Origin of the sequence: Amnibacterium endophyticum (assembly GCF_042680685.1) — a bacterium.
Classification (GTDB): Bacteria; Actinomycetota; Actinomycetes; order Actinomycetales; family Microbacteriaceae; genus Amnibacterium; species Amnibacterium endophyticum.
This window is the reverse complement of the sequence record NZ_JBHUEA010000034.1, coordinates 1-18,566: the sequence shown is the minus strand read 5'-3', so window position 1 is coordinate 18,566 and position 18,566 is coordinate 1. Positions and strand designations below refer to the sequence as shown.

Here is an 18,566-nt window from a genome sequence, read left to right as displayed (position 1 = left end):
GATCTTGGCGAGGGCGCCGAGCCGGCGCAGCAGGGACCCCGACCGGTCCCCGGCGAGCCAGACGCCGAGCGCCGGGTCGCCGCCGCGGGCGAGCTGCGCGGCGACGGCGCCTGCGGTGCGACGCGCGGCGGTCGCGCGGTGCGCTGCGGCGCCCGCCTCGCCCTCGAGGCGATCGGTGGTCGCCTGTGCCGCGGTCAGTCGCCGCTCGGCCGCACCCGCGGTCGCCGCGGCCTCCAGCGCCGCGGTGCCGAGCCGCGCGGCGTCCGACTCGAGCCCGCCCAGCGCCGACTCGATCCGCTGCACCGCGGCGGCCTTCTCGGCCACGTCCCGCTTCGCGGCCTGCACCTCGGCCCACGTCGGGTCGTCGGCGTACGCGGCGTGCGCGGCCTGCGGGGCCGCCACCAGGCCGCCCGCCACCAGCACCCCTGTGATGAGCAGGGCGCGAGCGCCCCGCCATGCCCCCGCCCGCACCCGGCAAGGGTAGGTCGGCTCGCGCGTCCACGACGGCGACGCGCGGTGCGGTCAGCGGTAGGTGTGCACGACGCGCCAGCCGTCCGCGCAGGCCAGCACGTCGAAGACGAGGCTGTCGCCGTCCTCGGTGCTCGTGCCCTGGAACCGCCACCCGCGCACGGGCAGCGGATGCGTCAGCGCCCCGCCGAGCGCGTCCTCCAGCGGGGTCGGCGCGTCGGTGACGCGGAACACCCGTCCCGCCCAGCGCAGCAGCCGCGGGCGCCCGCGCGGACCGCACTCCAGGGTCGCCGCCGGCGCCGCCGCGATCGTCTCGCCCATCCCGCCTCCTCGAACACGTGTTCGGTTCGACGACTGTAGGTCGCGATGCGGCTGTCGGCAAGGCGGGCGCGCCGCTAGCGTCGGGGCGTGGAGCGCATCGAGGTCCTTCCCCACGGCGAGTGGCCCTCGCCGCTCGACGCCGCCGCGGTCGCCGGCGGCAGCCACGCGCCCGACGAGGCCCGGTACGTCGGCGACGAGGTCTGGTGGACGGAGCCCGTCGCGGCGGAGCGGCGGACCGCGCTGCTGCGCGAGACGCCGGAGGGGCCGGAGGTCGTGCTCGAGGCGCCCTGGAACGTGCGTTCGGGCGTCCACGAGTACGGCGGCGGCGCGTGGACCGCGATCGGCTCGACGGTCGTGTTCTCGCACCTCGGCGACCACCGCCTCCACCGCCTCGACCGACCGGGCGCCGCTCCCGTCCCGCTGACCCCCGCGGACCGCGGCTTCCGCTTCGGCGGGCTCGTCCCCGGCCTGCCCGGCACCGTGCTCGCGGTGCGCGAGACGCGCACGGGCGACGGCCCGGGCGACGTGGAGCGCGACCTCGTCCTCGTGCCGCTCGACGGCTCCGCGGCCACGGCCGCGGACGCGATCACGAGCGTGGTCGCCGGCTCCAGGTTCCTCGCGCAGCCGCGCATCGCGCCGGACGGCCGCCGGCTCGCCTGGGTCGCCTGGGACCACCCGCACATGCCCTGGGAGGCCGCCGAGGTGCGTGTCGGCGGCCTCGTGGACGGCCGGGTGACCTCGTGGCGCGTCGTCGCGGGCGGCCCCGGCGAGTCGGCGCTGCAGCCCGAGTGGCTGCAGGGCGGCGGGCTCACCCTGTGCTCGGACCGCTCCGGCTGGTGGAACCTGCTGCGCGACGGCACCGGGGGTCCCTCGCCGGTGGTCGCGGAGGACCGGGAGACCGGCGGTCCGCTCTGGGTGCTCGGTCAGCGGTGGTACCTGCCGCTGCCCGACGGCGGCTTCCTCGCCACCTCGACGCTGGGCGGCGAGGAGCAGCGCCGCATCGGGCCGGACGGCGCCTGGCGGGTGCTCCGCAGCGACCGCTCCCGCACCTCCTGGGAGGACCTGCGGGACGGCCGCGCGCTGCTGGTCGACTCGTCGGCGGCCGACCCGGTGTCCCTCTGGGAGCTGGACGTCGCGGCCGGGACGTTCCGCCTGGTCCGCGCCGGGGTCGAGGGGCTGCCGCGCGAGGTCTTCCCGCCGGCGGAGCGCCGCGAGGTCGACGGCGTGCACGTCGTCCTGCACCCGCCGCACCTGCCCGGCCATCGCGGGCCGGACGGCGCGCTGCCGCCCTACGTGGTGCACGTCCACGGCGGCCCCACCTCGCAGGCGGGGGTGCGCCTCGACCCGGCCATCGCCTACTACACGAGCCGCGGCATCGGGGTCGCCGACGTGGACTACGGCGGATCGACCGGCTACGGCCGCGCCTACCGCGAGCGGCTGGACGGGCAGTGGGGCGTCGTCGACGTCGACGACGTCCTCACCGTCGTGCGCGGGCTGGTGGCGGCCGGCGTCGCGGACGGCGAGCGGCTCGCGATCGAGGGCGGGTCCGCCGGCGGGTGGACGGTGCTGAGCGCGCTGACCCGCGCGGACGACTTCGCGGCGGGGATCTCGCGCTACGGCGTCGCGGACCTGGTCGCGCTCGCGGAGGACACCCACGACTTCGAGGCCCGCTACCTCGACGGCCTCGTCGGCCCGTGGCCGGAGGCGGCGGACGTCTACGCGGAGCGGGCGCCGATCAACCACGTCGACGGCCTGAGCGCGCCGGTGCTGCTGCTGCAGGGGCTGGACGACCGCGTCGTGCCGCCCGCGCAGTCGCGCCGCTTCCGCGACGCGGCGCACGAGCGGGGGATCCCGCACGCGCTGCTGGAGTTCCCGGGCGAGGGGCACGGCTTCCGCGGCACCGCCACGCTGATCGCCGCCCAGGAGGCCGCGATCTCGTTCCTCGGCCAGGTCCTCGGCTTCACGCCGCCCGGCGTCCCCGTGCTGCCGCTCGAGCGCTGAGCGGCGCGGGAAGGTCCGAGGGCCCCGCTACGTTGCGAGTCCCATCCCGACCGGAAGGACCCCCGTGACCGACACCGCCGCCGTCGCCACCCCGACCGACCGCCGAGCGCGGTTCCACACGCTGCGCGAGCAGGCGGCTGCGAGCCGCCAGGGCTTCCTCGCCCTCGTCAACACGCAGTGGGTGGGGGAGGAGCAGACGATCTGGGGCGTCCCCGGCACCTGGGCGCCGCGGGCGGCGGGCGAGTCCGGCCTGACCGTCACCGCGACCGCCGCGGACGGCGTCGTGGTGGACGGCGAGGTGGTGGACGGCACGGCGGTGGTGCGCGGCAAGGACGACCCGCAGCCGTCGGCCGTGGTGTTCGACGAGCACACGACCGGCACCGTGATCCGCGGCGAGGACGGCCAGTACGCCCTGCGGGTGTGGGACGCGGAGAGCGAGGCGGTGCGCGGGTTCGGCGGCATCGGCGTCTTCGACTACGACCCCGACTGGGTCGTCACCGGCACCTTCACCCCGAACCCGGCGGGCACGACGGTCGGCTTCTCGCACATCAAGGACGACGGCGCCACGCGGGAGCTGCCGGTGCCGGGCGACATCGCGGTCGAGATCGGCGGCGAGCAGTACCGCATCGCGGCCTTCAAGGACGGCAACCGCCTGCAGCTGGTCTTCGCCGACGCGACGAGCGGCGAGGAGACCTACGGGGTCGGCCGCTTCCTGTTCCTCGCGCCGAACCCGGACGGGACGATCACGCTCGACTTCAACTACGCGGTCCTGCCGCCCTGCGCGTTCAGCTACAACTTCAACTGCCCGATGCCGCCGCAGCAGAACCGGTTCCCGTTCCGCGTCGAGGCGGGCGAGCAGCAGGTGCTCGGCGCCGACGGGACGCCGCTGCACGACTGACGCGGGGCGCTGCGGTCCGGCGGTGGACGCGGATCACGCACCGGCGCGCGCGGTGGTCGTCGACCCCGAGGGCGACAGCTTCCTCGTGCGCGAGGGCGAGCGGTCGCTGCGGGTGGATGCCGCGGGGCTCGCCGCCGTCGTCCTCGCGCGCCGCGACGACCCCCGGTGGGTGTGGGACACCCCGCGGGTCTACCCGGTGCTGCTCGCCGCCGGCGTCCGGGTCGGCCGGGCCTGGGACCTGCGCCTCGCCCGTGCGGTGCTCCGGCGCGCCGCCGGCACTCCCGAGGCCGCCGCGTGGCCTCGGGACGAGTGGGACGACCCCGCGCTCGCCGCGGACGACGGCGCGCTCGGGATCGACGTCGCGCCGACGCCGCCGGCCGCGGAGGAGCACCGCCGGCAGCTGTCGCTGCTGGAGGGAGCGGAGCGCCCGGGTGCGCTGCGACTGCTGATCACCGCCGAGTCGGCCGGCGCGCTCGCCGCCGCGGAGATGCGCGTGACCGGTCTGCCGTGGTCGGCCTCAGAGCACCTGCGCGTGCTCGACGGCCTGCTCGGGCCGCGTCCGACGGCGGGTGCGCGGCCCGCGCGGCTGGAGGCGCTCGTCGAGGAGGTGCGCGCCGCGCTCACGGCTCCGGCGCTCAACCCGGATTCGCCGGTCGAGCTCTCTCGCGCGCTCCGGCTCGCCGGCATCGCGGTCGCGAGCACCCGTGCGGACGACCTGCGGCGGGTCGAGCACCCGGTCGTCGCGCCGCTGCTCGCCTACAAGAAGCTCGCCCGCCTCCACGCCGCGAACGGCTGGCACTGGCTCGACGCCTGGGTGCGGGACGGCCGCTTCCACCCCGACTACGTCGTGAGCGGGGTGGTGACCGGCCGATGGGCGACCCGCGGCGGGGGAGCGCTGCAGCTCCCTCGGCAGATCCGATCCGCGGTGGTCGCCGACCCCGGCTGGTGCCTCGTGGTCGCCGACGCGGCGCAGCTGGAGCCGCGCGTGCTGGCCGGCCTCGCCCACGACCGGGCGATGGCGACGGCCGGCCACGGTCGCGACCTCTACGACGGCATGGTCGCGTCCGGCGCCGTCGCGGACCGCGCCAGCGCGAAGGTCGGCATGCTCGGCGCCCTCTACGGCGCCACGAGCGGCGACGGAGGGCGTCTCGTCCCTCGGCTCGCCCAGCGGTTCCCGCGCGCCCTCGCCCTGGTGGAGCAGGCCGCGCGCGACGGCGAGCGGGGCGGGACGGTCCACACCCTGCTCGGTCGGGGCTCTCCGCCGCCCGGTGCCGCCCACCGCGCCGCGATCGCAGCGGGAGGCGGGGTCGAGGCGGACGACGCGCTGCAGCGCCGAGCCCGTGCCGCAGCGCGGGACCGGGGCCGCTTCACCCGGAACTTCGTGGTGCAGGGCACCGCCGCCGAGTGGGCGCTCTGCTGGCTCGCCGACCTGCGGCAGCGGCTCTGGCTCCTCGGCGACGGAGAGCTCGCCGAACGCCCGCAGCTCGTCTACTTCCTGCACGACGAGGTGATCGTCCACGCGCCGGTCGCCCTCGCCGCCGAGGTCGAGGCGGCGGTCCGGGCTGCTGCGAGGACGGCGGGCCGCCTGCTGTTCGGCGACTTCCCGATCGACTTCCCGCTGGACGTCGCGGTGGTCGAGCGCTACTCGGACGCCGGCTGACGGCCCGGTCCCAGTCACGGGCGCGTTCACTGACGGCATGCCGACCCGTGCCCGTCAGATGATCGCCGATCGACCGGGCGAGCCGGAGGTGCTCCGGCTCGTGGAGGCGGAGCTGCCCGACCCGGGCCCGGGCGAGGTCCTCGTCCGCATCGCGGCCGCGGGTCTGAACCCGGCCGACTTCAAGTCCCTCGAGCGCGGCGGGGGCGAGGTGCCGCTGCGCCCCGGGTTCGAGGTCGTCGGATCCATCGCCGCTCTCGGCCCCGGCGCGTCGATCGTCGGCGGCGGGGGCGCCGTCGACGACCGGGTCGTCGCCTTCCGCGTCACCGGGGGCTACGCGTCCGCGCTGCTCGTGCCAGCGCGCGACGTCCTCCGCGCGCCGGCCGCGCTCGACGACGCACAGGCGGCCAACCTGCTGCTCGCCGGCACGACCGCGGCCGACCTGCTGCACGAGGCGGGCGTCCGCGGCGGCGAGACCGTGCTCCTGCACGGCGCCTCCGGCGCGGTCGGGGTGAGCCTGCTGCAGCAGGCCCGCGAGCTCGGGGTGCGCGTGATCGGCACGGCGAGCCCCGAGCGGTTCGACGAGGTGCGCCGGTTCGCCGGGGAGCCGGTCGCCTACGGCGACGGGCTCGAGCAGCGCGTGCGCGACCTCGCACCGGACGGGATCGATGCGGCGTTCGACTGCGCCGGCACCGAGGAGGCGTTCGCCGTGTCGGTCGCCCTGGTCGCCGATCGCGCGCGCGTGCTCACGGTCGTCGCGCCCGATCTCGCGCAGCGGTTCGGGGTACGGGCTCGCGGCGGCGAGAACAGCCGGCAGTACCGGGACGAGGCGCGCGCCCGCGTCGTCGCGCTGGCCGAGGCGGGGCGGCTGGAGGTGCCGGTGGCGCGCACCTTCGCCCTCGAGGAGGCTCCGGAGGCGCTCCGGCTGCTCCGGACCGGGCACCCGGGCGGCAAGCTCGCGCTCGTCCCCTGAACGCGCGCCACGCCGGTGACGAAGAAGTCGGTTGATCGTCCGGCGTGTCGTCCGGCATACTTCCCGAGGGCCGAATAGGCCCGCGCTAATTTCATATCGGTGGCACCGGTCGAGAGCCGTTCACCAGGTTCGTTGGGGAAGACGCATCTGTTCGAACGGAGGACGAATCCATGGTCACCGCTGTTGCCCGCGGCGTGCTGTACGTGCACTCGTCGCCGAGGGCGCTCTGCCCCCACGTCGAGTGGGCGGTCGGCCGCGAGATCGGCCACGCCGTCGACCTCGCGTGGGCGGATCAGCCCGTGCTGCGCGGTTCGCAGCGCACCGACTACTACTGGGAGGGTGCGCCCGGCACGGGTGCCGCGATCGCCTCGGCGCTGCGCGGGTGGGAGCACCTGCGCTTCGAGGTGACCGAGGACCCGCGCGACGGCGTGGACGGCAGCCGCTGGCTGCACACGCCCGACCTCGGGATCTTCCACGCCCAGACGGACGCCGCCGGCAACGTCGTCGTGCCCGAGGACCGCATCCGCGCCGCGATGGACGCGGCCGGCACCAGCGCGATCGAGCTGCACCGCGAGCTGCGCCTCGCCCTCGGGCAGGCGTGGGACGACGAGCTCGAGCCCTTCCGGCACGCCATCGGCAGCTCGTCCGTCACCTGGCTGCACCGCTCGGCAGTCTGATCCGCCGGTCTCAGGGAATCGAATGACATCTTTGTCATTCCTCGGCGTGTCACCCGCCGTCCCGGCCCCCGGATCCAATACCTTTTCCCTCGTCCGCGGATGCGACTTCTTCAGAGTTCGGGCTGTATGGGTAGCGGCCCTCGAACCACTGCATTCCGTGGCCCGAAGAGCCCCCGTGCGGATGGGTACCGCCCGGGGGCTCTTCCCTGTACCTATGGTCTTCGACGCGCGAGCGCGTCGAAGGCTGCTGCTCCCTCGCGCTAAGGCGCGCTCGGGTGCGCAGCCCGCGACATCCGGGCTCACCCGCCCGGCCGCTGGTCGAGGTGCGAGCGGAGCGAGCCTCGAGACCACCTCGGCCCGCGACTCGGACCCTCCGGGACGCCGCCGGCCCGCTCCCCGTGCGGAGAGCGGGCCGGCGGGCGGTCGCGGCGCTCAGACGGTCGTGAAGACCGCCACGGCGTTGTGCCCGCCGAAGCCGAAGGAGTTGCTGATGGCGACGAGGTCGCCGTCCGGCAGCGCCCGCGGCGACGTGACGACGTCGAGCGGGATCTCGGGATCCGGGTCGGTCAGGTTGATCGTCGGGGGCGCCACGCGCTCCGACAGCGCCTTCACGGTGAACAGCGCCTCGATCGCGCCGGCCCCGCCGAGCAGGTGCCCCGTCGACGCCTTGGTGGCGCTGATCGGGATCCCGTCCAGGGCGTGGCCGAAGACCTTCCGCATCGCCTTGTACTCGGCGATGTCGCCGACCGGGGTGCTCGTGGCGTGCACGTTGATGTGGTCCACGTCGGCGGCGCTGAGCCCCGCGTCGCGCAGCGCCAGCTCCATCGTCCGCGGCACGGAGCCGTCGGGGTCCGGCGCGCTGATGTGGAACGCGTCGCTCGTGACCGCGCCGCCGACGAGCCGCGCGTAGATCCTGGCGCCGCGCGCCCGCGCGTGCTCCTCGGTCTCCAGCACCAGGGCCGCGGCCCCCTCGCCGAGCACGAAGCCGTCGCGCTGCGCGTCGTAGGGGCGCGAGGCGATGCCCGGCTCGTCGTTGCGCTTCGACAGCGCCTGCATCTGGGCGAACGCCGCGATCGGCAGCGGGTGGATGCACGCCTCCGTGCCGCCGGCGATCACGATGTCGGCGTAGCCGAGCCGCAGGTGGTCCAGCGCGTTGCCGATGGACTCGCTGCTGGAGGCGCAGGCGGACACCACGGTCCGGGCGCCCGCCCGCGCGCGGAACTCCATCTCGATCGCGGCCGCGGCGGCGTTCGGCATGAGCATCGGCACCGTCAGCGGCGGCACCCGGCGCGGCCCCTTCTCGCGCAGCGTGTCCCACGCGTTCAGCAGCGTCCACACGCCGCCGATGCCGGTCGCCCAGTCGACGCCGAGCCGGTCCGGGTCGACCTCGGGCGAGCCGGCGTCGCGCCAGGCGTCCCGCGCCGCGATGAGCGCCAGCTGTGCTCCGCGGTCGAGGCGCTTCGCCTCGATCCGCTCGAGCACCGTGTCCGGCTCGACCTTCGCCTGCGCGGCGAAGGTGACGGGCAGGCCCAGCTCCTCCACCCACGGGTGCTCGAGCGACCGCGCGCCGGACGCGCCGGCGAGCAGCTCGGACCAGGACTCCTCGGCGGTCGCCCCGATCGGGGAGATCGCACCCAGGCCCGTGACGACGACCTGTCGCGACGAGCCCGACGACGGGGACGGGGGAACCATGAAGGGGTGGTGCTCCTTACGGCCTCAGGACTGGGCCGCGGTGATGAAGTTCACCGCGTCGCCGACCGTCTTCAGGTTCTTGACCTCTTCGTCGGGGATCTTCACGTCGAACTTCTCCTCGGCGTTGACGACGATCGTCATCATCGAGATGGAGTCGATGTCGAGGTCGTCCGTGAAGGACTTGTCCATCTCGACGGTGTCGGTCGCAATGCCGGTCTCGTCGCTGATCAGCTCGGCGAGGCCGGACAGGACCTCTTCGGTGGACTGGGCCATGGGGCTCGTTCTCCTTCTCGGTGGCGCCACGAGATCGCGGCGTCGGTCGGTGGTCAGTGTATTGGGAGGGCGGCGACCCGTCCTCCGGCCGTCAGGGCAGGCGGACGACCTGCGCGCCGAACACGAGGCCCGCGCCGAACCCGATCAGCAGCGCGAGGCCCCCGGACAGCTCGGGCCGCTCGGCGAGCAGCGCGTGCGCGGCGAGTGGCACCGACGCCGCCGACGTGTTGCCGGTGTGCGCGATGTCGCGGGCGATCGCGACCGTCGGCGGCAGCTTCAGCTGCTTCGCCAGCTCGTCGACGATGCGCATGTTCGCCTGGTGGGGGATGAAGGCGGCCAGGTCGTCCGTGGTGATCCCGGCGGTCTCGAGCGTCTGCTGCGCGACCTTCGCCATCTCCCAGACCGCCCAGCGGAACACCGCCCGGCCGTCCTGGCGCAGCGTCGGCCACGCGACGGCGCCCTCGCCGTCGCGGTATGCCGCGAGCGAGGAGTCCATGCCGACCGCGTCCCACTTCGCCCCGTCCGAGCCCCAGACGCTCGCGCTGACACCCGGCTCGTCCGACGGGCCGAGCACCGCGGCACCGGCGCCGTCGCCGAGGAGGAACGAGATCGTGCGGTCGGTGGGCTCCGCGTACTGCGACAGCTTCTCCGCGCCGACGACGAGGACGTACTCGGCGAGACCGGACCGGATGAAGGCGTCCGCCTGCGCGACGCCGTAGGTGAAGCCGGCGCACGCCGCGGAGATGTCGTACGCGGCGGCGGGCGTCGCGCCGACGCGCTCGGTGAGCAGCGCGGCCAGCGACGGCGTCTGCACCGAGTTCGAGATCGTCGAGACCAGGACCGCCCCGATGCGGGACGGGTCGATCCCGGCGGACGCGATCGCCTCCTTCGCGGCCTCCGTCGCGAGGTCGATCGTGTCCACCGCGGAGGACGCGCGGCGCCGCTCGACGATGCCGGTGCGCTGGCGGATCCACTCGTCGGAGGAGTCGATCGGGCCGACCAGGTCCGCGTTCGGCACCACCAGGTCGCCTCGGGACGCGCCGAAGGCGAGGATGCGGGAACCGGGCGCGCCGGTCGTCTGGGCGAGCGCGGTCACGGACGACCCGCGTCCGTCGCGCACGGGAGGAGGTGGTTCATGCGGTCCGATCGAGCAGCTCGCGCGCCGCGGGGAGGTCCGCGGGCGTCTTCACAGCGATCGCCGGGACACCCCGCATCGCCCGCTTCGCGAGCCCGACCAGGGTGCCGGCCGGAGCCAGCTCGACGATGCCGGTCACCCCGGCCTCGGCGAACGACTCCATCGTGCGGTCCCACCGTACCGGCGACGCGACCTGCCCGACGAGCAGGTCGAGGAAGGCCGCGCCGTCGTCCACGGCGCTGCCGTCGTGGTTCGTCCAGAGCCGCGCGGACGGCCGCGTCGGCTCGAGCGCGCCGGCCATGACCCGCAGCTCGTCGACGGCGCTGCGCATGTACTCGGTGTGGAACGCCCCCGCCACCTGCAGCGGGATCACCCGGGCGCCGGCCGGCGGGTCGGCGCGCAGTGCCTCGAGGCCCTCGAGGGCGCCCGAGGCGACGATCTGGGCGCCCCCGTTGCGGTTCGCGGGCGTCAGCCCGCAGGCCGCGATGCGCTCGAGGACCGTCGTCTCGTCACCGCCGACGACGGCGCTCATCCCGGTCGGCGTGCGGGCCGCGGCCTCGGCCATCGCGCTGCCCCGCACCGCGATCAGCCGCATGCCGTCCTCCTCGGTCAGGACGCCGGCGAGCACCGCGGCGGTCACCTCGCCCACCGAGTGACCGGCGACCGCCGCGATCGGACGCTCGAGCAGCGCTGCGGAGACGAGCCCGGCGGCCACGATCAGCGGCTGCGCGATCTCGGTGCGGCGGATGGTGTCGGCGTCCGCGGTGGTGCCGAGCGCCACGAGGTCGAGCTCGGCCGCCTCGCCGAGACGCCGGAGGTGGTCGGCGACGCCGTCGACCTCCAACCAGGGGTTGAGGAAGCCGGGGGACTGCGAGCCCTGGCCGGGCGCGACGACGACGATCACGCCCGACAGTCTGCCGCGCGCGTCGGGTCGATCGCTCAGCCGGCGTCCGGGGCGACGTCGATGAGCACCTTGCCGACCGCGCCGGCCTCGACGGCGTCGTGGGCGTCCGCCGTCCGCTCCAGCGGGAACCGGTGCAGCGGCAGGCCCGCCCGCTCGCCGACCGGCAGCGCGCCGTCGCGCACCGCGTCGGTCACGTCCGCCGTCGCCGCGGCGATCGTCGCCGGGTCGACGCCGTAGAGCAGCACGAACTGCACGCGGGCGTTCAGCGCCATGAAGGGCCGCATGGGCAGCACGAGGTCCGTGCCGCTGTTCGCGTAGACCGCCACCGTGCCGCTCCCGGCGAGCACCTGCTGCACGAGCCCCGCGTTGCGGATCAGGTCGACGTCGACGACCGTGTCGACCCCGTCGGGCACGAGCCGCCGGATCTCCGCGGCCGGGTCGTCGCCCGTGTAGTCGACCGCGTGGTGGGCGCCCGCCGCGGTGGCGAGTGCCGCCTTCTCCGGGCTCGAGATCGTCGTGATCACGCGTGCCCCCGCCCACGCGGCCAGCTGGATCGCCGCGTGACCCACCGCGCCGGCGCCGCCCGTGACGAGCACCGTCCTGCCTTCGAGCACACCCGGTGCCAGGCGGGCCGGTCCGCCCTCGTCGACGGTCAGCGCCCGGTGCGCCGTGAGCGCCGGCACGCCGAGGCTCGCGCCCAGGTCGAAGGAGGCGCCCTCCGGCAGCGGGACGACGCGCTCGACGGGCAGCACCACGGCCTCCTGCGCCGTCCCGGTCGACCGCTCGTGCTGCGCGAGCAGGATCCACACGCGCTCGCCGACGACGGGGGCGACGACGCCCGGACCGACCGCGTCGACCACGCCCGCGCCGTCCTGGTTCGGCGTCGTACCCGGCTGCACCGGGCCGCTGCCGCCGCTCCGCCGCTTCCAGTCCGTCGGGTTCACGCCGGACACCGCGACGCGCACCCGCACCTCGCCCGGGCCGGGCTGCGGCTCGGGGCGCTCCTCGAGTCGCAGGACGGAGGAGTCGCCGGTGGTGTCGTGGACGATCGCGCGCATGCTCGCGACGCTACGGCGCACCGCCTGCCCGTCCGCTCCGCGACCGGCTCGCCGGGCCGGGCTCAGCGGGGGAGCGGCGACGGGTCTGGGGCTCGCTGATCGCACCCAGGATCAGCGCGGCGTGGAGCACCATCGCCTCGCGGGCGCCGGTGGGGTCCCAGCCGAGCAGCTCGGTCACGCGCTTCAGGCGGTAGCGCACCGTGTTCGGGTGCACGAACAGCTCGCGGGCGGTCGCCTCGAGCGAGCGCCCGTTGTCGAGGTAGGCCCACAGCGTGCCCAGCAGCTCCGGGCCGGGGTGGTCCTTCAAGGGAGTGAAGATCCGGGCGACGAGCGTGCTGCGCGCGAGTGGATCGCCCGCGAGGGCCCGCTCGGGCAGCAGGTCGTCGGCCTCGACGGGGCGCGGCGCGTGCCGCACCGCGCGGGCGACGGCGAAGCCGGCGAGCGCCGCCCGGGCGCTGCGGGACGCCGCGACGAGGTCCGGGACGGCGTCGCCGAGCACCACGGGACCCGGCCCGAACGCGTCCTCGAGGCCCTTCGCGATCTCGAGGAACGACGTCGGCGGCGCGTCGTCGCCGGCCGGCTCGGGCGCGGGCTCGACGTCCTCCGGTCGCGGCACCGGCTCCACGCCGACGGGCCAGCTGCGCACCGGGTCGGCCCGGCCGATCACGAGCACCAGCCGGTTGCCCTGCACGCCGATCAGGACGTCGGCCGCGAGGTGCCGCGCCGTGCGGCGCACCTGGTCGACGTCGAGCAGGCGCGGCGTGAACCCGACGATCACGGCCACCTCGCCGTGGCCGTGCCAGCCGAGCGCCGCGATGCGGCTCGGCAGGGCGTCGTCCGCCTCGCCGGAGAGGATCGAGTCGACGACGAGCGCCTCGAGCCGGGCGTCCCACAGGCCGCGAGCCTCGGCCGCGCGGGCGTAGACGTCCGCGGCCGCGAACGCGATCTCGCGGGAGTAGAGCAGGATCGGCTCGCGCAGCGACTGGTCGCTCGTGCTCGACACGCGCTCCTCGACGACCTCGACGGTCGCCCGGATCAGCTGCAGCGTCTGCTGCAGGCTGACGGAGCGCAGCAGCTCGCGCGGCGCCGCGCCGAACACGTCGGCGGCGATCCACGGGGTCGACGCCGGGTCCTCGTACCAGCCGATGAACGACCGGATACCCGCCTGCGCCACCAGGCCGACGCTGCTGCGTCGGCCCGGCGGCATCTCGCGGTACCAGGGGAGCTCGTCCTCGAGCCGCTTGAGCGTGGCGGTCGCCAGCTCGCCGGCGATCTGGCGCAGCCAGGCGAGGGTCTCCGCCTTCGACCTGGCCACGGGTCAGCTGTCGCCGCCGACCGCCCCGGACGTGCCGGCGTTCACGTCGTGCAGGCGGTAGCGGTCGACGGCCTGGGCGGCCGCGTACGGGTCGACCTTGCCCTCCTCGGCCAGCGCCTCGAGCGCCCGCACCACGACCGACGGTCCGTCGATGTGGAAGAAGCGGCGCGCCGCGGCACGGGTGTCGGAGAACCCGAACCCGTCCGCACCGAGCGTGACGTAGGTGCGCGGCACGAACTGGCGGATCTGGTCGGGCACCGAGTGCGCGTAGTCGCTGACCGCGACGACGGGGCCCTCGGTGGGCGCCAGCTTCTCGGTGACGAAGGGGGTCCGCCGGTCCGCGTTCGGGTCGAGGAACGCGTCCTGCTCGGCGCGGAGGCCGTCGCGGCGCAGCTCGGTCCAGCTGGTCACGCTCCACACGTCCGCGGCGACGTTCCAGTCCTTCGCCAGCAGCTCCTGCGCCTCGAGCACCCACGGCACGCCGACGCCGCTCGCGAGCAGCTGCACGCGCGGGCCGCTGCCCTCGCCGCGCTTGATGAGGTGGATGCCGCGCTTCACGCCCTCGACGTCCAGGTCCTCGGGCTCCGCCGGCTGGGCCATCGGCTCGTTGTAGACGGTCAGGTAGTACATGACGTTCGGCTCGGGGTGGCTGCCGCCGTACATGCGCTCGAGCCCGTCGGCCACGATGTGGCCGATCTCGTAGCCGTAGGCCGGGTCGTAGGTCACGACCGCGGGGTTCGTCTCCGCCAGCGCGATGGAGTGCCCGTCGGCGTGCTGCAGGCCCTCGCCGGTCAGGGTGGTGCGGCCGGCGGTCGCCCCGATCAGGAAGCCGCGCGTCATCTGGTCGGCGGCCGCCCAGAGCGCGTCGCCCGTGCGCTGGAAGCCGAACATCGAGTAGAAGACGTAGACCGGGATGAGCGGCTCGCCGTGCGTCGCGTAGGAGGTCCCCGTCGCGGTGAAGGCCGCGAGGGCGCCCGCCTCGTTGATGCCGACGTGCAGGATCTGGCCCTGGGGGCTCTCCTTGTACGCCAGCAGCAGCTCGCGGTCGACGGACGTGTAGTGCTGCCCGCGCGGGTTGTAGATCTTCGCCGTCGGGAAGAAGGCGTCGATGCCGAAGGTGCGGGCCTCGTCCGGGATGATCGGCACGACCCGCGCGCCGAAGCCCTTCGTGCGGACGAGGTCCTTCAGCAGGCGGACGAACGCCATGGTCGTCGCGACCTGCTGCGTGCCCGAGCCCTTCTTCACGACCTGGTACGCCTTCGCGTCCGGGAGGGTCACCGGCGCGTGCTCGACGCGGCGCTGCGGGACGTACCCGCCGAGAGCGCGGCGGCGCTCCTGCAAATACTGGATGGCCTCGTCGTCCTGCCCCGGGTGGTAGTAGGGCGGCAGGTAGGGGTTCTCCTCCAGCTGCTTGTCCGTGATCGGGATCTGCTGGTCGTCCCGGAACTGCTTCAGGTTGTCGAGGGTCAGCTTCTTCATCTGGTGGGTCGCGTTGCGTCCCGCGAAGCTCGGGCCGAGGCCGTAGCCCTTGATGGTCTTGGCCAGGATGACCGTCGGCTGGCCCTTGTGGTCCATCGCGGCCTGGTAGGCGGCGAACACCTTGCGGTAGTCGTGGCCGCCGCGCTTCAGGTTCCAGATGCGCTCGTCGCTGTAGTCCTCCACCAGCTTCAGGGCCCGCGGGTCCTGGCCGAAGAAGTGCTCGCGGACGTAGGCGCCGTTCTCGGTCTTGTAGGTCTGGTAGTCGCCGTCCGGCGTCTGGTTCATGACCTGCCGCAGCGCGCCCTCGGTGTCGCGGGCGAGCAGGTCGTCCCACTCGCGGCCCCAGACGACTTTGATCACGTTCCAGCCGGCGCCGCGGAAGAAGCTCTCGAGCTCCTGGATGATCTTGCCGTTGCCGCGCACCGGGCCGTCGAGGCGCTGCAGGTTGCAGTTGATGACGAACGTCAGGTTGTCGAGGCCCTCGTTGGCCGCGACCTGCAGCTGCCCCCGGCTCTCGACCTCGTCCATCTCGCCGTCGCCGAGGAACGCCCAGACGTGGCTCTCCGCCGCGTCCTTCAGCCCGCGGTTCGTCAGGTACTTGGCGACCTGCGCCTGGTAGATCGCGTTGATCGGGCCGAGGCCCATCGACACGGTCGGGAACTGCCAGAACTCCGGCATCAGCCGCGGGTGCGGGTAGGACGACAGCGCGTGCGGCGCGTGCGAGCGCTCCTGGCGGAAGCCGTCGAGGTCCTGCTCGGACAGCCGGCCCTCGAGGAACGCCCGGGCGTACATGCCGGGGGAGGCGTGCCCCTGGAAGAACACCTGGTCGCCGCCGCCCGGGAAGTCCGGGCCGCGGAAGAAGTGGTTGTAGCCGACCTCGTAGAGCGCCGCGGACGACGCGTAGGTCGAGATGTGGCCGCCGACGCCGATGCCGGGGCGCTGCGCCCGGTGCACCGTGATCGCGGCGTTCCACCGGATCCACGCCCGGTAGCGGCGCTCGATCTCCTCGTCGCCGGGGAACGCGGGCTCGTCCTCGGGCGCGATGGTGTTCACGTAGTCCGTGGTCGGCACCATCGGGATGCCGAGCTGCAGCTCCTTCGAGCGCCCGATCAGGCTGAGCATGATCTCGCGCGCCCGTTCGTGCCCCGCCCTCGCCACGAGCGTGTCCAGGGACTCCATCCACTCCGCGGTCTCGGCCGGGTCGCGGTCGAGCGTGCCGGAGAGATACGGATTCTGATCGTTGACCGCCACCCGCTGCTCACTTCCTCGTTGCGGACCCCGTGGTCGCGGCCGCCCGCCGGGTTCGGCGGATCGGCGTGCCGCGGGCCCTGATCCGGCCGGGAGTCTAGTGCGGGGCGGTCCCGCATCCGGTGGGCGTGCGGCGGTCTCCCGGCCCCTCCGCGGCCACCGGCGTACCCTCCGGAGCGCGGGCCTTTAGCTCAGTCGGTAGAGCGCCACGTTTACACCGTGGATGTCGTCGGTTCGAATCCGGCAGGGCCCACCGCCGCGCCTCGACACGCGTTGTGGAGCCCGAGCCGGGCCGCGGGGCGCTGGCTACCATGACCGCCATGGCGGACGACCGGTCGGCTCCCGGCGCCGCGGGCGAGGTGCACGACGACGACGAGCTCGCGGACGTGCTCGCGGCCGAGCTGCAGCGCTACGCGACCGGAGCGATGCCCACCCTCCCGACGGTGCGGCTCCGCGCCGACGAGCCGGACCCCGCTGCGCTCCGCCCGGCCGAGCCGCCTGCGGCCGCCCGAGTCCCGCTCGAGGACGCCGCCTTCGAGGTGGCGGACGACGCCCTCCCGGACGGACCGTCCGACGAGGAGGCGCCGCTGCTGCTCCAGCGCCCGTCCGGCCGGCGGGCCGCGGAGCCCGTCGAGCCCTTCGGCCCGCCACCCGTCGACCTCGCCCCGGCCTCCGAGCCGTCCGGCCGGCGCGTGCGGGACGTGCTGACCTGGGCGGACGAGGAGGACCGCGCGCTGCCCTCCTCGCCCGCCGAGGAGCCGGTGCGCCGCCGACGCGGCTGGGTCCCGCCGTCGACGTCCGAGGTGCCGCCCGCCGAGCCGATCGGCCGGGTGCTGCCGACCGGCCCGGTCGCGCTGCCGGAGCCCACCGCCGCGCTGCTGCACGAGATGCTGGCGGACCAGGGGGACCTGCCCGCGCCCCGCGCGCGGCACGCCTCGCCGCCGACGACCGACCCGGTCCGCGACCGGGTGCGCGGGACCGGGCCGGTCGTGGTGCCGAACACGCTCTACGCCGACTGGGAGCAGTCGCTGCGCGCGATCGGCCGTCCGCGGTCGCCCTGGGACGACGACGAGCCGCCGGTGACCGGGCCGGCCGACGCGCCGACCGTGGCGATGCCCGTCGCCCGTCCGCGGAGCGATGCCCCTCGCGAGCCGGACGCGGCCTCCGCGCCGGAGCGGCCCGGCCCGTCCGGCGGCCCGAGGCGCGCGCGGCGCCGGGCCGAGCCGGCGCCCGAGGCGGTCCCGCCCGCGCCGGCGCCGCAGCCGCTCCCGGTCCTCGAGGTCCGCGAGCCGGACGACGAGGGCGTCGACGACGTCGTCACGGACCACCACCGCGTGAGCGCCGCGACGTCGGGAGCGATCGACCTGCCGGTGACGACGCCGAGGCCGCGCACCGCGCCGCTGCTCATCGAGCGGGTGCGCACCGCGATCCTCCAGCTGCCCGTCGTCCCGCCGTCGCCGACCGGCAGCCGGGGCGTCGGCGTCGCCGGCCGCTGGGTCGGCGCCTTCGCCGCGCCGCTCCTGCTGCTCGTCTCCTTCGGGCTCGGCACTGCCGGCTCCGGTCCGGCGGACGTGCTGCCGCTGCTGCTCGGGGCAGCGCTGCTGACCCCGGCCGCCGTGCGCTCCGCGGCCTGGTCCGCCGCTGCCGAGCCGACCGACCTCGAGGAGACCGAGGCGTTCGGCCGCACCGCCGGCACCGCGTGGGCCGTCGTGCTGCTGCTCGCCCGCGTCGTGGCCTCCGGCGGGGCCGTCTTCGCGGCCGCCGCCCTCCTGTCCGCCTGGATCGCGCGCACCGGCGCCCTCGGCGGCTCGGCCGCATCGGCGGGCCTCGCCGCCGCGGCGGCGGTCGGGCTCGCCGCGACGGTCCTCGCGCTGCTGCCGGTGAGGGCCCTCGGCATCGTCGTGCAGGTGCTCGGCGCGCTGGCGGTCGTCGCGACCGTGCTCCTCGTGCTGCTGCTCGCCCCGGCCGCGGGTCCTGCGGGCGGCGGAGCGCCGCTCGCCGCGGCCGCCGCCGGGGCCGGCATCGGCCTGGTGCTCCTGCTGGCGGGCGCGGACACGGCGCGCTGGCGGTCGGGGATCGCGTCGAGCGTGGGCAGCGCGATCGGCACGGTCGTGGGCGCGCTCGTCGCCGCGATCGTCCTCGCGCTCGGGCTCGCCGTCGCCTCGGGCGCGGCGGGGGATCCCGCCGACGCCTTCGCCTCGGCCCTGTCGGACGGCAGCGCTGCCGCGCTCTCGGCGCCGCTCGCGGTCGTCCTCGTCGTCGCCTCGGTCGTGCTGCCGCTGCTGCTGATCCGCTCCGCCGGCGCCTCCGCCGCGCGGCTGCTCGGCAGCAGCGAGCGCCTCGGCGTCGGCGCGGCCGTGCTGGTCGCGCTCGCGGCCGCGCTGGGCCTGCTGTCGGCGGGCGTCGGGGTCGCGCCCGGGCTGCTCGCGGTGGCCGGGCTCGCCGGCGTGCCGGTCGCCGCGTGGGC

Annotated in this window: 14 protein-coding genes, 1 tRNA gene and 1 pseudogene; 7 read left to right on the top strand and 9 right to left on the bottom strand. The window is 75.5% G+C overall.

The window, feature by feature from the left end:
• Window positions 1-471, bottom strand: a pseudogene (locus ACFSBI_RS15525) (M23 family peptidase); the annotation flags it as partial.
• A 51-nt stretch (window positions 472-522) separates the two neighbouring features.
• Entirely contained in the window at window positions 523-789 is a 267-nt protein-coding gene (locus ACFSBI_RS15520) for a hypothetical protein (protein WP_377936523.1), read from the bottom strand.
• An 87-nt stretch (window positions 790-876) separates the two neighbouring features.
• Between ACFSBI_RS15520 and ACFSBI_RS15515 the strand changes: the two genes are divergently transcribed.
• The 5 genes from ACFSBI_RS15515 to ACFSBI_RS15495 all read left to right on the top strand — a co-directional run bounded on the left by ACFSBI_RS15515 (window position 877) and on the right by ACFSBI_RS15495 (window position 6,995).
• Entirely contained in the window at window positions 877-2,790 is a 1,914-nt protein-coding gene (locus tag ACFSBI_RS15515; RefSeq protein ID WP_377936521.1) for a S9 family peptidase, read from the top strand.
• Between the two features lie 64 nt (window positions 2,791-2,854).
• On the top strand, window positions 2,855-3,688 hold the full coding sequence (locus ACFSBI_RS15510; RefSeq protein ID WP_377936519.1) for a DUF1684 domain-containing protein: 834 nt from the start codon (window positions 2,855-2,857) through the stop codon (window positions 3,686-3,688).
• A 22-nt stretch (window positions 3,689-3,710) separates the two neighbouring features.
• Window positions 3,711-5,348, top strand: coding sequence for a bifunctional 3'-5' exonuclease/DNA polymerase (locus tag ACFSBI_RS15505; protein WP_377936517.1), 1,638 nt, complete (start codon window positions 3,711-3,713; stop codon window positions 5,346-5,348).
• Window positions 5,349-5,385: 37 nt separating this feature from the next.
• The gene (locus tag ACFSBI_RS15500) at window positions 5,386-6,318 is read left to right on the top strand and encodes a quinone oxidoreductase family protein (protein ID WP_377936515.1); all 933 of its coding nucleotides are present in this window, start codon (window positions 5,386-5,388) and stop codon (window positions 6,316-6,318) included.
• Window positions 6,319-6,488: 170 nt separating this feature from the next.
• Window positions 6,489-6,995: a DUF3145 domain-containing protein gene (locus tag ACFSBI_RS15495; RefSeq protein WP_377936513.1), complete on the top strand. Its 507-nt coding sequence runs from the start codon at window positions 6,489-6,491 to the stop codon at window positions 6,993-6,995.
• 432 nt (window positions 6,996-7,427) lie between these two features.
• Here ACFSBI_RS15495 and ACFSBI_RS15490 read toward each other — a convergent pair whose 3' ends face one another.
• The 7 genes from ACFSBI_RS15490 to aceE all read right to left on the bottom strand — a co-directional run bounded on the left by ACFSBI_RS15490 (window position 7,428) and on the right by aceE (window position 16,102).
• Window positions 7,428-8,687, bottom strand: a complete 1,260-nt coding sequence (locus tag ACFSBI_RS15490) for a beta-ketoacyl-[acyl-carrier-protein] synthase family protein (protein WP_377936512.1) — start codon at window positions 8,685-8,687, stop codon at window positions 7,428-7,430.
• 24 nt (window positions 8,688-8,711) lie between these two features.
• Window positions 8,712-8,960: an acyl carrier protein gene (locus tag ACFSBI_RS15485; RefSeq protein ID WP_377936510.1), complete on the bottom strand. Its 249-nt coding sequence runs from the start codon at window positions 8,958-8,960 to the stop codon at window positions 8,712-8,714.
• Window positions 8,961-9,051: 91 nt separating this feature from the next.
• On the bottom strand, window positions 9,052-10,056 hold the full coding sequence (locus tag ACFSBI_RS15480) for a beta-ketoacyl-ACP synthase III (RefSeq protein WP_377936508.1): 1,005 nt from the start codon (window positions 10,054-10,056) through the stop codon (window positions 9,052-9,054).
• A 37-nt stretch (window positions 10,057-10,093) separates the two neighbouring features.
• On the bottom strand, window positions 10,094-10,999 hold the full coding sequence (locus ACFSBI_RS15475; protein ID WP_377936506.1) for an ACP S-malonyltransferase: 906 nt from the start codon (window positions 10,997-10,999) through the stop codon (window positions 10,094-10,096).
• Between the two features lie 35 nt (window positions 11,000-11,034).
• Window positions 11,035-12,057 carry an NADPH:quinone reductase gene (locus tag ACFSBI_RS15470; protein WP_377936505.1) on the bottom strand — a complete coding sequence of 341 codons (1,023 nt, stop codon included), beginning with the start codon at window positions 12,055-12,057 and terminating at the stop codon, window positions 11,035-11,037.
• A gap of 10 nt (window positions 12,058-12,067) precedes the next feature.
• A complete protein-coding gene (locus tag ACFSBI_RS15465) occupies window positions 12,068-13,372 on the bottom strand; it encodes a PucR family transcriptional regulator (protein WP_377936503.1) in 1,305 nt (434 codons plus the stop codon).
• Between the two features lie 3 nt (window positions 13,373-13,375).
• Window positions 13,376-16,102, bottom strand: coding sequence for a pyruvate dehydrogenase (acetyl-transferring), homodimeric type (gene aceE / locus ACFSBI_RS15460; RefSeq protein WP_377936501.1), 2,727 nt, complete (start codon window positions 16,100-16,102; stop codon window positions 13,376-13,378).
• A 177-nt stretch (window positions 16,103-16,279) separates the two neighbouring features.
• Between aceE and ACFSBI_RS15455 the strand changes: the two genes are divergently transcribed.
• Both ACFSBI_RS15455 and ACFSBI_RS15450 read left to right on the top strand, forming a co-directional pair.
• Window positions 16,280-16,352 (top strand) — tRNA-Val (locus tag ACFSBI_RS15455).
• Between the two features lie 67 nt (window positions 16,353-16,419).
• Window positions 16,420-18,566 (top strand): hypothetical protein (locus ACFSBI_RS15450; protein WP_377936499.1); only part of this gene is annotated, 2,147 nt, incomplete at its 3' end.

Coding starts and splice junctions, on each gene's coding strand:
- ACFSBI_RS15520 (WP_377936523.1), bottom strand. CDS start 789: ATGGGCGAGACGATCGCGGCGGCGCCGGCGGCGACCCTGGAGTGCGGT.
- ACFSBI_RS15500 (WP_377936515.1), top strand. CDS start 5,386: ATGCCGACCCGTGCCCGTCAGATGATCGCCGATCGACCGGGCGAGCCG.
- ACFSBI_RS15495 (WP_377936513.1), top strand. CDS start 6,489: ATGGTCACCGCTGTTGCCCGCGGCGTGCTGTACGTGCACTCGTCGCCG.
- ACFSBI_RS15490 (WP_377936512.1), bottom strand. CDS start 8,687: ATGGTTCCCCCGTCCCCGTCGTCGGGCTCGTCGCGACAGGTCGTCGTC.
- ACFSBI_RS15485 (WP_377936510.1), bottom strand. CDS start 8,960: ATGGCCCAGTCCACCGAAGAGGTCCTGTCCGGCCTCGCCGAGCTGATC.
- ACFSBI_RS15470 (WP_377936505.1), bottom strand. CDS start 12,057: ATGCGCGCGATCGTCCACGACACCACCGGCGACTCCTCCGTCCTGCGA.